Raw genomic sequence first — 15,312 nt, forward strand, 5'->3', positions numbered from 1 at the left:
CCTGGGGTCGTGCGCGTGCGAGACGATGGAGGAAGCCTGTGGCGCGCTACACCAAGGAACACAAGCAGGTGACGCGGCAGCGGATCATCGAGAAGGCGGGCCATCGGTTCAAGCAGGATGGCATCGACGGCTCCGGCATCTCTACGCTGATGTCGGATGCCGGGCTCACCAACGGAGCCTTCTACGCCCACTTCAAGTCCAAGGAAGACCTCGTCGCCAATGTCGTCGCAGACCAACTGCGCGCACAGGTCGCGACGTACGGCACGCTACGGCCCGGACGTCAGGGACTCGAGGACTTCATCCGCGACTATCTGTCGCCCGAACACCGGGATCATTCGGATGCCGGATGCCCCTCCGCCGCACTGCTCGGCGAGATCGGCCGCTGCGAGGACGGGATCAAGCATGCCTACGCCGATGGAGCGATGGCCATCGTGGAAGAGATCTCCGCCCGCCTGGCCCCTGAGAATCCGCGATCGGCTCGCGGCCAGGCCATAGGGCTCTTCACCATGATGGTCGGGACGCTGCAACTGTCCCGCGCCCTCAGCGACCGGAAGGACGCCGATGACGTCCTCGAACGGGGAATCGAGAACGCCCTGGCATTCATGGCCTGAGAAGGACGACGACTCTCGCGTGGGCGTCGGCCTCCCGGGGCCCCGCCTGCCCCGTCGCGCTTTTGAGAGTCGTCATCGGGTCGACTACGGCCTCCGCGACGAACCGCTGCTCGATCGGGAGCCGTGTTGTCGGGGAGAGCTGGTGCTTGACGATTCGGCGTAGGTGATCCGGTTCCCCACCGAGAACGATCGCCGTGCGCTCCGGGTACCGGGACGCAGAGTCGGTCAGCAGCCGGGACACGTTCCGGCTTGAACCGTGCATCATCTCCCTCTCCTGGTTCTCGGAATGTTCGTGAAGTCAAAGTCCTACCGGGCCACTTGGCGACGCCTGAAGGTCCTCATGACCCGCCTCGCTTGGAGCGGAACGAGGTACGGCCGTTTCTCCGCACCATCGCAATGGTGGTGGCGAGTTGACCGCGACTCAGGTCGGGGAGCAGGCCGCTCCCCAGGCGATGCATCTGGTCCGTGTGCCAACTCAGGTCCAGCGCCCCGTCGAGTGCCTTGATGTCGGCGATTTTGCCGAGCATGCTTCTCATGCCGTAGCGCATCTGGTGTGCGGTGAGCATCTCGGCCCGCTCGTCGAGGATGAGCCGGGCCGCGTCCGGCGTGGTGATCGCCGGCCTGCCGATGCCGACCACGTCGCACTCACCGGCCTGTACGGCTCGCCGCATGCTTTCGCGGGTGCGGAATCCGCCCGTGACGGCGAGCGGGATGTCGCCCACGAGTTCGCGTACGGTACGGGCGTACTCCAAGAAGTACGCCTCGCGTGCCCTGGTACTGGGTGCCGCCTCGCCGCTCATGGCCCTGGACTCGTAACTACCGCCGCTGACCTCGATGAGGTCGATGCCTTCGGTGGCCAGCGCGGACAGTACGGCGCGGGATTCGTCCTCGCTGAAGCCGCCACGCTGGAAGTCCGCGGAGTTGAGCTTGACGGCCACCGCGAAGCCGGGTGCGACGCGGGCACGGATGCGTCGGACGACCTCCAGGACGAAACGCATCCGCCGCTCGGGGTCGCCGCCCCAGTCGTCGTCGCGCCGGTTGGACAGCGGTGACAGGAACTGTGAGATGAGGTACCCGTGGGCTCCTTGCACCTCCACGCCGTTGAAGCCGGCTCGCTCGCACACGGCCGCGGCCGTCGCGAAGCGCTCGATGATCTCCTCGATCTCCGCCGGTCGCAGCTCGCGCGGCGTCCTGGCTCCGGGCAGCTTCGGTGCGACCGGGCTGGGTGCCACCGGCGTGTGTCCGAGTGCCATGGGGTTGGTCTGGCGCCCGGGGTGGTTGAGCTGCGCCCAGATCGGAACACCGGCATCCCGGGCCGTCCCGGCCCAGCGTGAGAGGGCGTCGACATCGCGCTCGTCTTCGATGACGATGTTGCCCGACTTCGGCGGCCTGCACGTCGTGGGGCAGATCCGAAGGTACTGAGGCGTCGCGGTGCAGTTCGGCCTTCGAGCCGGTCGGACCGCCGAATCGGTCGACCAGCTCCGCGAGGGCTGTCAGGTCCCCCACCGGGCGGCTCTCGCCCGGCTCCAGCCGGGCCGTGCCCTGCGGGCCACCGCGCAGGATACCGACGGTCAGCCGCACGGAGGCGAGCGCCTCGGTCGCCGCGTGCTCGATTCCCGCCAGGACCGGGTCCAGGCGATCTGGTTCGCTGCCGACCATCATGCGGGCCATCTGCGCCTGGACCAGGATGCCGGTGACATGGAGGGGCGACGAAGTCGTGCAGGTCGGCCGCCATGGCGAGGCGCTCGGAGCGGCGGGTCTCGGCGACCGCGACGCCGCGTCCGTGGTCCAGGGAGCGCAGATAGCCGCCGAGGCCGGCGAAAACACCGGTCAGCAGCGCCAACGGCAGCGCGAACAGCAGCGCGTCTTCCTTGGCGATGACATCGTGGAAGCGCAGCGGCAGCACAACGGTTGCCCCGCCCGTGAGGACGGCGCACAGCAACGCCGACCGTGGTGAGCAGGTACGGACGGCGATCAACAACAGGCAGAGCAGCACCGCCACTTCACCGGGGCCGAGTGTCCGCACGGGCTCGGTCGTCGCGGCCACGGCGGTCAACGCCAGGGAAGCGCCTGCTGGTACCTCGGCCCGCAGCTGGGGGGTGAGCCACGCGGGCCGCCGGGCGGAGGGCCACAGGACGGCCACGAGCCCGAGCGACAGGGCAGGAGCACCGGCCAGAGGGTCTTGCCGTTGGCGACGGCGATGAGCACGTCCGCGGCGGCCAGCAGGACCAGCGTGGTGAAACCCACCGCACGCAGACAGCCCTGCCGACGGGTTCGCGTCGTGGGGATGTCGTCCGTCGCAGGCAGGAGTTCACATCGGTCACTGTAGAGAGGAGCGGTCGGCCGCGCCGCGCCGCGGCCGGTCGGCCGGCACGGACGGCAGGCGCGGGAACCGCTTCGCCGGCGGTTCCCGCGCCTGGTCATGGCATGGTGGGAGCGGTCAGTTGACGCGGACGATCTTCCAGAGCTGGTCGTCGAGGCTGGCACTGCCCCACTGGATGACTGCTGCCCCGTTGGCGGTGGAGGACTGGGCGACTCCGGCGACGAGGGTGCTGTTCACGTTCCGGAGTTTGAAGTAGCCGCCGCCCGCGTCGGTGAGGGTCCACTTCTGGGAGTCGGCGCTGGAGGCGGTGTTCTGGACGATGGCCGCGCCCGCGGCACTGGAGGAGCCTTGGATGTCCAGGTTGAGGTTGCTCTTGGCGTTCTTGATGTTCCATGCGCCGCTGCCGGCGGACTGGAAGGTGAAGAGCTGGCAGGCGCAGAACGTGTTCTGCCACTGGCCCGCGGCGGTGCCGGCGGTGGTGGAGCCGTTCGGGATGTCGAGGTACTTGCCGCTGTTCTTGTTCACCAGGACGTACTGGCCGGTGCCCAGGGGCGGCAGGGCGGTCTGGGTGAGGTTCCAGCGCTGGCAGCCGCAGGTGGTCCCGCTCCACTGCACGGCGGCGGTGCCGACGGTGGTGGAGGCGCTGGGGATTTCGAGGAACTTGCCGCTGATGCGGTTGGTGATGCTGTACCCGCCGGCCGGGTGGGGCGCGACGGCCCACTCGTGGTCGAGGGTGCCGTTGTCATCCCACTGCAGGACGGCGGCGCCGTTGGCACTGGACTGGTTCTGGACGCCGAGGACCTTGCCGCTGGCGCCGTTGAAGATCTTGAAGTAGCCCGAGGACTGCTGCTCGAAGCGCCACTGCTGGTTGGTGGAAGTGGTGGGGCTCTGCTGGGTGGCGGTGGTGCCGTTGGTGGTGGAGCCGCCCGCGATGGTGAGGTTCAGGGCGCTGTTCGCGTTGGTCATGGTGTAGGTGGCGCCGTCGGAGATGCTTCCGCCGAAGTCGACCGTGCTGTAGGTGACCGGGTTGCGCTTGTTGTCGCCGCCGAAGCCCGCGCTGAACACCATCAGACTGTGGCCGTCGGACAGCGGAAGCAGACCCCGGCTGTAGCCGCCGCCGACGTTGGAGGGCATCCGCGTCCAGGTGTCCGCGGCGCCGTTCTGGGTGTTGACGAACAGGTCGTCACTGCTGTGGGCGGTGGTGACGAGGGTTCCGTTGGGGCCGCCGGTGGGCAGCCAGGTGATGTAGGGCGTGCCCTGGGGAACCAGGCCGTCGGTGGTGCGCAGCGGGATGCCGGTGACGGAGTCGAACGCCTCCGGGTCGGAGGAGATCTTGTAGTGGACGGCGAAGTTGCCCGCGGCGGAACCGCCGAACTCGTACGTCATGATGTATTTGCCGTTGGGCATCCTGGCGACGGTCGGCATGCCGGGGCGCTGGCTGTAGGTGGGCATCGCCACGTCGTCCACGACCGGGCCCCAGTTGCGGACGTCCGTGGAGACCTGGTGGACGATCTTCTGCCCGTGGTCGGGGTCGCGCTGGTCGGAGTAGTAGACGATGAGCTTGTCGCCGGAGACCAGGAAGAACGGTTCCCACACGGGGGTGTTGCCGTTCACGTCAGTGGCTTTACCGCCGGTGGCGATGTTGGTGACGAAGGTCCAGCTCTGGCCGCGGTCGGTGCTGGCGTACAGGTCGATCTTGCTGCCGGACCGGTCGTAGGGCACCGAGTCACCTGCGGCCAGGATGGTCCCGGCGGGGAAGTCGCCCATCGCCTTGGGGAGTTCGAAGAGCTCGGGCTGCCAGCGCATGCCCCAGCCGTTCTGGGTGTCGGCGACCTCGGAGAGCTTCGTCCAGGAAACGCCGTTGTCGGTGCTGCGGTAGATCGGGAAGACGGGCATGTCCACGCGGTACTGCTCGAACGTGGCGAGCAGGGTGCCGTTGGCCGTGCCGTTGTGCTGCAGGCGCATCGCCCGCGGGTAGTAGCTTCCGGGGGAGAGGGCGTCGGAGGGCGGGGTGTAGAGCGTCTGGGCGGGGCGGGAGAGGGCGTCCGCCCTGCCCGCGCCGGGCAGGACCAGCGTCGCTGCCGCGACGGCCAGGGCCAGCAGCAGGAACAGGAGAGTGGCGGGGACGGAACGCGGAGCGGCGCCGGGTCTGGCGCCTGTTCGTGCGGGGGACATGTGCGGCTCCGATGGCGGGGCGTGGTTTTCTACGGGCCCGCCGCCCCCGGATGACCAGGTGGGGGCGGCGGGGTTCAGGGGCGGGTCGGTCGGCGGCAGGGCCGGGTGACCTCGCGACAAGAGGGCATGGTCAGCGGCCGTGTGATGGGACGGCGGCGCGGTAGCCCTGGGGTGGGACGGCTGCGGGATCGATGGCCGTTGGGCGCGGGGTGCCGCGGTGCGTGCGGCGTGTTCCCCGCGTCGGCCGGTTGCTCGGGGCGGTGCTCAGGCGGTGTGCAAAGGGCTCTGGCCCTTGTGGGACGGTGGCGGTGCGGTCGAGCCGCGGACGACGAGCTCGACCGGTGGCTCGATCGCCGGCGGCAGTTCCGTGTCCGGCTTCTCGATGGCGTGGACGAGCAGTCCGACTCCCTGCCGCGCCGCGGCGTCGAAGGGCTGACGCACGGTGGTCAGCGGCGGAGAGACGTAGGCGAAGACCGGGTTGCCGTCGAACCCGACGACACTGATCTCCTCCGGCACCCGACGCCCTGCTTCACGCAGGGCGTGGATCAGGCCGATGGCCATCTCGTCACCCGCCGCGAACACCGCGGTCACCGAGTTGTCCGAGGCCAGTTCGCGACCCGCCGCATACCCGGAGGCGGGCGACCAGTCACCGTTGAGCAGAGGCGGCTCGTGCGCGCCACGCGCCGCCAGTGCCGCCCGCCAACCCTCGATGCGGTCCTTGGTGGCGTACCAGCGCCGCGGGCCGGCGAGGTGATGGACGGTCACGTGACCCAGGTCCAGCAGATGCTCGGTGGCCGCCCGCGCCAGTTCGTGTGCGCCCACACCCATGGTCACGGTGCGGGTGGCGGTGAAAGCGGGCGGTGCCCCCAGGAAGAGGACGGGAACGTCGACGCGGACGCTGACGTCCCCTTCCACGATGGGTTCGGAGACGATGACGCCGTCCACCCCTTGCTCGAGCAGCGACTCCACCGCCCCCGCGATGCCCACGGGGTCGCCGTCCGGCGTGTTGACCACACGGAGCGCGTAACCCGCGTCGCGCACGGCCCGCTCGACGTGCACGAGCAGTGAAGCGGTCCCGTACCCGGCGGTGCCCAGGGCGACCACGCCGATCGAGCCGGTACGCCCGGAGACCAGTGTCCTGGCCGCCTGGTTCAGCCGGTAGCCGAGTTCCTCAGCGGCTGCGAGGACCTTTGTGCGGGCCTCCTCGGAGACATACGGCTCGTTGTTGAGGACCCGGGACACCGTCTTGCGCGACACCCCGGCCAGGCGGGCCACGTCCGCGCTGCGCGGCACAGCGGAGCCCTCGCTCCGTCCCACCACTGCTGCCATGAAGTCTCCCGACGGCCGTACGTCTGCATAGAAGGAGGTCAACTGTATGACCACGCGGTCTGACCGCGTGGTCATGTCTACGTAGCCGACAGCTGTACGTCAAGTGTTCCGGCGGTATCGATTCCGATGGGCGGATGCGGGTTCGTCGGAGGGCGGCCGGTCGGCGAAGGGGGTCGCAGCCGCCGTGAAAGGGCACGTACGGCGAGTATATTTGCTGGTCAAGCGGCACAATCGCGCTCTCGGTCCCGCTCGCGGAACGCGGTCGTCGTTCCCCTCCGGCGGTAGGCCGGCCGTCCTGCAGACATGTACGGTCAGCCCTGAGCTCGGGTCGAAGGGGCTTGACAGCGACTCCCTGGAGCGTTCAGTCTTCCTCGCAACCGCCGGTCGGATTTGTTCGATCGTGTTGAGTCTTGGTCGCGTGGGCGACCGCTTCCCCGTCACACCCCGCGGGCCGACGTGCCGCCTGAGCACGGCCGCCCTGTCAGGAGCCGAAATGCACTCTTCCTCCCTCGGCCGGCCCATGCCTGCCGCCAGCCGCCGCACCGTCCTGCGCGGTATTGGTGGCGCAGCCGTCCTCGGCGCCGGCGTACCGCTGCTCAGCGCCTGCGGCGGCAACGGCACGGCATCCGACCCGAAGACCGTCAGCCTCGGGTCGAACGCGTCGGACGCGGTGCCGAAGAAGGCGTTCGCCGAGATCTACGCGGCGTTCACGAAGCAGTCCGGGATCACGGTCGACGTGAACACCAAGGACCACAACACGTTCCAGGAGCAGATCAACTCCTACCTCCAGGGCACCCCGGACGACGTGTTCAACTGGTTCGCCGGCTACCGCATGCAGTTCTTCGCGGCCAAGGGCCTGGCCTCCCCGATCGACGACGTGTGGCAGAAGATCGGCGGCAATTTCCCCGAGGCGATGAAGGCGCTCAGCAAGGGCGCGGACGGCACGTACTACTTCGTGCCGATCTCCACGTCCCTCTGGGGCGTCTTCTACCGCAAGAGCGTCTTCCAGAAGTACGGCTACGAGGTCCCCACCACCTGGGACCAACTCGTCGCCCTGTGCAAGCAGATGAAGAAGGACGGCCTGATCCCGTTCGCCTTCGGCGACAAGGACGCCTGGCCCGCGCTCGGCACCTTCGACCAGATCAACTTCCGTACCAACGGCTACGATTTCCACGTCGAGCTGATGGCCGGCAAGGCGTCCTGGACGGATGCCAAGGTCCGCACCGCCTTCGACCACTGGGCCGAGATCCTCCCCTACCACCAGGAGGGCGCGGTCGGACGCACCTGGCAGGACGCCGCCCAGACGCTGATCTCGAAGAAGGCGGGCATGTACCTGTTCGGCAGCTTCGTGGCGCAGCAGTTCACGAACAAGGCCGACCTGGACGACCTCGACTTCTTCCCCTTCCCGGAGATCGACTCCGCGCACGGGCAGGACACCGTCGAGGCCCCCACCGACGGCTTCATGCTCTCCAAGGCTCCGAAGAACAAGGCCGGCGCGCTCAAGCTCCTGGAGTTCCTGGGCACCCCGGAGGCCGAGGAGATCTACCTGAAGTCCGACTCGAGCCTGGTCGCGGCGTCCAACAAGGCCGACACCTCCTCGTACACCGCGCTGCAGAAGAAGGCGTACGCGACGATCGCCGGCGCCAAGCACCTCACCCAGTTCATGGACCGCGACAGCCGCCCGGACTTCACCTCCACGGTGATGCAGCCGGCCCTGCAGAAGTTCGTCCGTGACCCCAAGGGCGTCGACAGCCTGCTGACGTCGATCGAGCGCCAGAAGAAGACGATCTTCGCGTCCGCATGACCGCCACCACGAACACCGGTACCGGGACCGGCACCACCAACACCCCGGGGGCGGCCGAAGTGCTGCCCCCGGGCAACCCGAAGAATGTGACCAAGAATCAGACCAAGCGGCCGCGGGCCCCCTTGGGCCACCGACGGCTGCTCACCCGACGGGACCGCACCACGCTCGGCCTGATGGCCGGGGTGCCGACGATCCTGCACGTCATGCTCGTCTGGCTCACCGCTCTCGCCTCGATCGCGCTGGCCTTCACCACCTGGGACGGCATCGGCTTCGACTCCATCAAGTGGGTCGGCCTGGACAACTTCAAGGAGCTGTTCACCAACAACCCGCAGTTCTGGCCGGCGGTCGAGCACAACGTCGTCTGGTTCGTCGTGCTCATCATGATCCCGACTCCGCTGGGCCTGTTCCTGGCCGTGCAACTGGACAAGAAGATCCGGTTCAGCAAGGTGTACCAGACCGCATTCTTCCTGCCCGTCGTGCTGTCGATGGCGGTCATCGGGTTCGTCTGGCAGCTGATCTACAACCCCGACACTGGCCTGATCAACAGCATCATCGGTGCGAACGAGCCCGGCCACTACATCGACTGGATCGGTGACCCGGACCTCAATCTGTGGTCCGTGCTCATCGCCGCCTCCTGGCGGCACACCGGCTACATGATGATCCTGTACCTGGCGGGTCTGAAGGGCGTCGACCCGGCCCTGCGGGAGGCGTCCTCGCTGGACGGCGCAAACGAGTGGCAGACGTTCAGGAACGTCATCTTCCCCACCCTGCGCCCCACCAACACCATCGTCCTGGTCGTGACGATCATCGAGGCGCTGCGCGCCTTCGACCTGGTCTTCGTCTTCAACAAGGGCGCCGAGGGCACGGAACTGCTGTCGATCCTGGTCACCAACAACATCATCGGCGAGTCCAGCCGGATCGGATACGGCTCGGCGATCGCCGTGGTCCTGCTGTTGATCTCGCTCGCCGTGATCATCCCGTACCTGATCGCGACCTTCCGGAAGGAGCGGCGCGCATGAGCACCGTGAGCGCGCTCGGAAAGCAGCGCACCCCCGTCCGCCCCGCCCGGATCCTGCTGCACCTCTTCCTCGCCGGTGCCGCGCTGGCTTGGCTGGCGCCCCTGCTGTGGGCGATGTACGCGGCGATGCGGCCGTACGCCGAGACCAGCACCAAGGGCTATGTGTCCTGGCCCGACAAGCTGAGTCTCGACAACTTCACCAACGCGTTCGAACAGTCGGACATGCTGCACTACTTCGGGAACACGCTGCTGGTGGCGATCCCGGCGGTGCTGCTGACGCTGTTCCTGTCGTCGTGTGTGGCCTTCTACGTCAGCCGCTTCGACTTCCGGGTCAACCTCTTCCTGCTCCTGGTGTTCACGGCCGGCAACCTGCTGCCGCAGCAGGTCATCATCACCCCGCTGTACCGCCTGTACCTGCTGATCGACCTGCCCGGCATCACCATGAGCGGCAAGCTGTACGACTCCGCGCTGGGCCTGGTGCTGATCCATGTGGCGTTCCAGTCCGGGTTCTGCGCGTTCGTGCTGGCCAACTACATGCGCTCGCTGCCGCACGAGTTGACCGAGGCCGCACTGGTCGACGGCGCCTCGGTGTGGCGCCTGTACTGGCAGATCGTGCTGCCGCTGTGCAAGCCGGCGATGGCTGCCCTGGCGACGTTGCTGTCCATCTGGATCTACAACGACTTCTTCTGGGCGCTGGTGCTGATCTCCACCGGCGAGAACATGCCGATCACCTCGGCGCTGAACAACCTCTCCGGCCAGTACTTCACCGACCCCAACCTGGTCGCCGCCGGCGCCCTGCTCACCGCGATCCCCACTCTGATCGTGTACTTCGTGCTCCAGCGCCAGTTCGTCAGCGGTCTCACGCTGGGCGCCAACAAGGGCTGAAGCACGCCTCCTCCTCGTTTCCGTCCCCACACTTCCCGGAGTACCACCAGTGACCACCGAACGCCGTCTCCGCCTGCCCGGAATCGCCTACGGCGGCGACTACAACCCCGAGCAGTGGCCCGAGGAGGTGTGGGCCGAGGACATGGCCCTGATGCGCGAGGCCGGGGTGACCATGGTCAGCGTCGGCATCTTCTCGTGGGCCCTGTTGGAGCCCGCGGAGGGCGTCTACGACTTCTCCCGCATGGACAAGATCCTCGACCTCCTCCACGAGAACGGCATCGCCGCCGACCTCGCCACCCCGACGGCCTGCCCGCCCGCCTGGTTCTTCCGGGCCCACCCGGAGGCACTGCCGGTCGACCGCGACGGCCGCACGCTGTCGTACGGCAGCCGCCAGACCTTCTGCCCGTCCAGCCCGGCCTACCGCACGGCCGCGCTGCGTATCGCGGGTGCGCTGGCCGAGCGGTACGCCGACCACCCGGCCGTCGCGATGTGGCACGTCCACAACGAGTACGGCTGCCACAACGCGGAGTGCTTCTGCGACACCAGCGCGGCTGCCTTCCGGCGCTGGCTGAAGGCGATGTACGGCAACGACCTGGACGCGCTCAACCACGCCTGGGGCACCACCTTCTGGAGCCAGTGGTACTACGACTGGGAGGAGATCATCCCGCCCCGCGCCACCGGCGCCGATCCCAACCCCACCCACCGGCTGGACTGGCGCCGCTTCTGCTCGGACGAACTGCTGTCGCTGTTCACCGCCGAACGCGACGAGCTCCGCCGAGCCGCCCCTCACATCCCCGCCACCACCAACTTCATGGTGATGCACAACTTCGACGCCATGGACTACTGGCGCTGGGCTCCCGAGCTGGACATCGTCTCCAACGACCACTACCTGCTCGCCACCGACCCGGAGTCGGAGATCGACATCGCGCTCTGCGGCGACCTGGTCCGTTCCCTGGCCGGCGGGCGGCCCTGGCTGCTGATGGAACACTCCACGGGAGCCATCAACTGGCAGCCCGTCAACCGGGCCAAGCGGCCCGGTGAGATGCGCCGCAACGCACTCGCCCACGTCGCGCACGGCGCCGACGGCATCGCCTACTTCCAGTGGCGCGCCGCGAAGGCGGGCGCCGAGCAGTGGCACTCGGCGATGCTTCCGCACGCGGGCACCGACAGCCAGATCTGGCAGGACGTCGTGCGGCTCGGCGCCGATCTGCGGGCCCTCGCCGAAGTAGGCGGCAGCACCAGCCCCGCCAAGGTCGCCATCGTCTGGGACTGGAACGCCCGCTGGGCCATGGAGCTGCCCTCCCAGCCCAGCAGCGAACTCCGCTTCCAGGACCTGGTGAGGGACTGGTACACACCGCTGTGGAAGGCCGGCGTGGCGGTCGACTTCGTACGTCCCGACAGCCCGGACCTCGACCGCTACCGGCTCGTCCTGGCCCCCAGCCTGTACCTGGTCGACGACGCGGGAGCGAGCAACCTTGCGGCGTTCGTCGAGCACAGCGGCACCCTCGCCGTGGGCTTCCACAGCGGTGCGGTGGACGAGAACTGCCATGTACGCCTGGGCGGTTACCCGGGCGCGTTCCGGAAGGTCCTCGGGGTGCACGGCGACGAGCCGTTCCCCCTGCTGCCCGGACAGTCGGTCGGCCTGGGCGGCCAGGTCCCGCAGGACGCGACCGCCGACCTGTGGACCGAACGCCTCCGGCTCACCGGAGCGGAGGCCGTCGCCACGTACGCGGACGGACCTTTGGCCGGCGTCCCGGCCATCACCCGCCACACGTACGGAAGCGGCACCGCCTGGTACATCGCCACCCATCCGGACCCCACCACCCTGGCCGCCGTCCTGAACCGCATCCGAGAGGAGGCCGGAGTGCGCTCGGAGCACGACGTACCAGTCGGCGTCGAGGTGGTGCGGCGGCGGGGCGCGGAGGCCGACTACCTCTTCCTGATCGACCACGCCGGCAAGGGCGCCGAGATCCCCGCCGAAGGGGTCGAACTCCTCACCGGCAAACCGGTCGTGGACTCCGTCACCGTCCCCGAAGGCGGCGTCGCAGTCGTCCGCGAGGCGACGCGCGAACCGAGTGGCGGGTGAGGCATCTGAGGTTGCTCCGTGTGGCGGTCTCCCCTCGGGCACCACTGGTTTTCGCTTCGGAGTGATGTCCATGGTGGGGCCAGGGTGCGGCCGGTCTCGGTGATGAACGCATCGAGGGTACGGGCCGCGAGGTTGCCCAGATCATTTGAGGTTCGCTCACACGCATTCGGCCGGGTTCAGGTCCGGGGCATTCGCCGGCAGCCGGAAGACGGCCAGCCACCGATCCCGGGCGGCCAATAACTCGCGCATCAACGCGTCCTTGTGATGGCTGGAGTTGTCCCCGACCAGGACGGGGTTCCCGCCGAGCTGCTGATGAGCGGCGTCCAGGGGCCGGGCGAAGTCGCGTTCCCTGAAACCGCGCTTCTCACTGAGGCGGCCGGGATGGTGCACCAGCATCCGGTAGACCAGCCGGGTCCGCTCGCCCGCCCTGGCGCACACCGTGCCGACCAGTGAGATCCGCCCCGAGCCCCCGATGGCGCAACGTGGGCGCGGGCACAGAAGTACGTCCTGACCCGTACAGAACGCGCCTCCAAGCTGGTCAAGCGGCCCTACGATCTTCGGCACGCCGGGATCTCGTTCTGGCGGTACTCCGGTGTGGCCCCTGCCGAGTGCGGTCGTCGCGCGGCCTGAGCATTGAGGTCCGTAAGGTCTTGTGCAGCCCGGGAGGGCGGGATGTGGCTGAGTAGGGCCTGCCAGTGGTGGCTAGCGAGGAGTGGCCGTCCTGCTCTCCGGGGCGCCCTGGCTGCTGATTGAGATGTGCGCGCCTTGTGCGGTCGCTAACGGAGCGGACAGCGGGGCGTTCCTCGGGCCGACGGCACAACGATGTGGCACGAGGAGGGCGAGTGAGTTAGCGATATGGCCAAGCCTCTGTGACGCCTCATAGTGCACCGCGACATCGCCGACACGACGCCTTGGCCCGTGTCCAGGCCCAGGGCGGCGAGATCCTTGCCGGCGGCAACCGGCGCCTGACCGAAGTCGCTCCCGCGGCCGCCCACACCGAGCCGGTCCTCGTCCGGGTAGACGAACCGCGGCCTGTACCCGCGTCTACCGGCCGCAGACCAACGGCAAGGTCGAACGCTTCAACCGCACCCTGCTCGACGGATGGGCCTACCTACGCCCCTACACCAGCAACACCGAACGCACCACAGCTCTGGCAGACTTCCTGCACACCTGCAACCACCACCGCTGCCACACCGCACTCGGCGGCCAGCCACCCATCAGCTGTGTGAACAACGCTTCAGGTCAATACACTTAGCGCTCGGCCTGCCGTCTTGTAGCAGTTCCGCAAGGCGTGCGTGTCTGCGAGCGCTCTCGGTACTGCCGCCCAGCGCGGACGCCCGCTTTCCTGCTAGGGCGGCGTGGTGATCACCGAGGCCAACGTTCTGAAGATCCCGGAGTCCGACTGATCGGGGGCCGCGGGTTCGCCACCGACTACCATTCCCGCCACCCCAGCGTCCGCAGAGTCCGTCACCGTCCCAGCCGTCGGATGTGGCGTTCGCATCCTGCAACAGGGCCGGTTCTCGATGGATTTTTCTGATGCCGTCGCCGAACTCACTCGTTGGCGATCTGCTCGGGTGGCTCGGGATTGCCGTGTTCGCCCAGCCAGCGGGCGAGTTTTCCGCGTCGTCCGATGGCGCGCAGCCGCCGCTCAGTGGCTTCCCGGCTCTCGGCGGTGGTGATCAGGAGGAGTTCGTCGCCGGCTTGGAGCACGGTGTCGGGTTGCGGAACGAGGGTGGTGTCGTCGCGGATGATGAGGTTGACCACGGTGGGGCGCGGTAGCCGTAGCTCGAACACGGCGACGCCGTGCAGGCGTGAGCCTGGCGGGATGGCGACGGTGAGCAGGTCGGCGTCGAGGACGTCCAGTGGGGCTGTCTCGACTTGGACGTCGCGCAGGGCGTCAGTTTGGGTCAGGCCGAGCAGGCGGGCGACGCGGGGCAGGGCGGGGCCTTGGATCAAGGTGAACAGGACGACCAGGAGGAAGACGATGCCGAGCAGGTCATCGGCACCGCTGACGCCGGCGACGACGGGGTAGGTGGCCAGGACGATCGGGACGGCTCCGCGCAGTCCGGCCCAGGAGATGAAGCCTTGCTCGCGCCAGGAGAGGGGGAAGGACAGCAGGCACAGCAGGACGGATACGGGCCGGGCGGCGAGCAGCAGTACCAGTCCCGCCACTGCCGCGGGCAGCACCGCGGCGGGCAGTTCACTGGGATTGACGAGCAAGCCGAGCATGACGAACAGGCCGATCTGAGCAAGCCAGCCGGCGCCTTCGGCGAAGGAGCGGGTGGCGGCGCGGTGGGGGAGCTTCGCATTGCCCAGCACCAGCCCGGACAGGTAGGCGGCGATGATGCCGCTGGCGTTCACGACTCCGGCCGCGGCGAAGGCGATGATGCCGAAGGCGACGGTGGCCAGTGGATACAGGCCGGTGGCGGGCAAGGCGATGCGCTTGAGTGCAACTACCCCGAGCCATCCCAGGGCTGCACCCAGCAGCCCCCCGACGACGAACTGGTACACGACGTTGGCAGTGATGTAAGCAGGGCTGGGTGGCAGGTCGGCGGCGGTGGTGGAGAAGACCGTCACGAGGATGATCGCGGGTGCGTCATTGAATCCCGATTCGGCTTCCACCAGGCTGGTGAGCCTCCGCGGCAGTGGAAGCGAGCGCAGCACTGCGAAGGTCGCGGCCGCGTCGGTGGAGGAGACGATCGCCCCCAGCAGGAGCGCCAGGTGCCAGTCCAGTCCGAGCAGCCAGTGCACCCCGCTCGCGGTGACCAGCACCGAGACCACCACGCCCACGGTGGCCAGGACCCCCGCGGGTGCCACGAGCCGTCGAAGCTCCGACCACTGGGTGGTCAGCCCGCCCTCTACGAGGATGACGGCGAGCGCCGCGTTGCCCAGCACCTGCGCCAGCTGGGCGTCGTCGAAGTGCACACCGATGACGTCCTCACCGATGATCACGCCCAGCGCCAGGAACAGCAGCAGACTCGGAAGACCGATGCGGTCCGCGGCACGGGCAGCGGCGATGCCGGCCAGCAGCACCGTGCCGGCTACCAGCAGTGCCAGGTACAGCTCGGAGAGCGTCACCTG

The 15,312-nt window shown here is 68.4% G+C and carries 11 protein-coding genes and 1 pseudogene; 7 read left to right on the forward strand and 5 right to left on the reverse strand.

The genetic code is table 11. The annotated features are described in order from the left end of the window. The first annotated feature begins 38 nt into the window (after positions 1–38). The gene (locus tag ACFZDE_RS17185) at positions 39–611 is read left to right on the forward strand and encodes a TetR family transcriptional regulator (RefSeq protein ID WP_391200454.1); all 573 of its coding nucleotides are present in this window, start codon (positions 39–41) and stop codon (positions 609–611) included. A gap of 338 nt (positions 612–949) precedes the next feature. On the opposite strand, the gene ACFZDE_RS17190 is transcribed toward ACFZDE_RS17185, so the two are convergent. Continuing rightward, entirely contained in the window at positions 950–2,020 is a 1,071-nt protein-coding gene (locus ACFZDE_RS17190) for a 2,4-dienoyl-CoA reductase (protein WP_391200527.1), read from the reverse strand. Positions 2,021–2,328: 308 nt separating this feature from the next. Here ACFZDE_RS17190 and ACFZDE_RS17195 point away from each other — a divergent pair, with 308 nt between their 5' ends. Continuing rightward, on the forward strand, positions 2,329–2,568 hold the full coding sequence (locus tag ACFZDE_RS17195; protein ID WP_391200455.1) for a hypothetical protein: 240 nt from the start codon (positions 2,329–2,331) through the stop codon (positions 2,566–2,568). A gap of 483 nt (positions 2,569–3,051) precedes the next feature. On the opposite strand, the gene ACFZDE_RS17200 is transcribed toward ACFZDE_RS17195, so the two are convergent. Continuing rightward, positions 3,052–5,109, reverse strand: coding sequence for an RICIN domain-containing protein (locus ACFZDE_RS17200; RefSeq protein ID WP_391200456.1), 2,058 nt, complete (start codon positions 5,107–5,109; stop codon positions 3,052–3,054). A gap of 264 nt (positions 5,110–5,373) precedes the next feature. Beyond that, entirely contained in the window at positions 5,374–6,438 is a 1,065-nt protein-coding gene (locus ACFZDE_RS17205) for a substrate-binding domain-containing protein (RefSeq protein WP_391200457.1), read from the reverse strand. A gap of 493 nt (positions 6,439–6,931) precedes the next feature. Here ACFZDE_RS17205 and ACFZDE_RS17210 point away from each other — a divergent pair, with 493 nt between their 5' ends. Genes ACFZDE_RS17210 through ACFZDE_RS17225 form a run of 4 tightly spaced genes read left to right on the forward strand, consistent with a single transcriptional unit; the run spans position 6,932 to position 12,231 of the window. Beyond that, a complete protein-coding gene (locus ACFZDE_RS17210) occupies positions 6,932–8,242 on the forward strand; it encodes an extracellular solute-binding protein (protein WP_391200458.1) in 1,311 nt (436 codons plus the stop codon). Then, positions 8,239–9,261 (forward strand): ABC transporter permease subunit, encoded by a 1,023-nt coding sequence (locus ACFZDE_RS17215; protein ID WP_391200459.1) that lies wholly within the window; start codon positions 8,239–8,241, stop codon positions 9,259–9,261. The genes ACFZDE_RS17210 and ACFZDE_RS17215 overlap by 4 nt, the downstream gene beginning before the upstream one ends. After that, positions 9,258–10,145, forward strand: coding sequence for an ABC transporter permease subunit (locus ACFZDE_RS17220; RefSeq protein WP_391200460.1), 888 nt, complete (start codon positions 9,258–9,260; stop codon positions 10,143–10,145). Before ACFZDE_RS17215 ends, ACFZDE_RS17220 begins: the two co-directional genes overlap by 4 nt. A 49-nt stretch (positions 10,146–10,194) precedes the next feature. Then, entirely contained in the window at positions 10,195–12,231 is a 2,037-nt protein-coding gene (locus ACFZDE_RS17225; protein WP_391200461.1) for a beta-galactosidase, read from the forward strand. Positions 12,232–12,387: 156 nt separating this feature from the next. Here the strand turns inward: ACFZDE_RS17225 and ACFZDE_RS17230 are convergent, their stop codons facing one another. Continuing rightward, positions 12,388–12,795, reverse strand: a complete 408-nt coding sequence (locus ACFZDE_RS17230) for a transposase (protein ID WP_391200463.1) — start codon at positions 12,793–12,795, stop codon at positions 12,388–12,390. A gap of 472 nt (positions 12,796–13,267) precedes the next feature. Between ACFZDE_RS17230 and ACFZDE_RS17235 the strand changes: the two are divergent. Beyond that, positions 13,268–13,486: pseudogene (locus ACFZDE_RS17235) on the forward strand (integrase core domain-containing protein); the annotation flags it as partial. A 296-nt stretch (positions 13,487–13,782) separates the two neighbouring features. Here ACFZDE_RS17235 and ACFZDE_RS17240 read toward each other — a convergent pair. Further along, positions 13,783–15,309, reverse strand: coding sequence for a potassium/proton antiporter (locus tag ACFZDE_RS17240; RefSeq protein WP_391200465.1), 1,527 nt, complete (start codon positions 15,307–15,309; stop codon positions 13,783–13,785). Between the last annotated feature and the right edge of the window lie 3 nt (positions 15,310–15,312).

This window comes from Streptomyces sp. NPDC007929 (assembly GCF_042959065.1).
Taxonomy (GTDB): domain Bacteria; phylum Actinomycetota; class Actinomycetes; order Streptomycetales; family Streptomycetaceae; genus Streptomyces.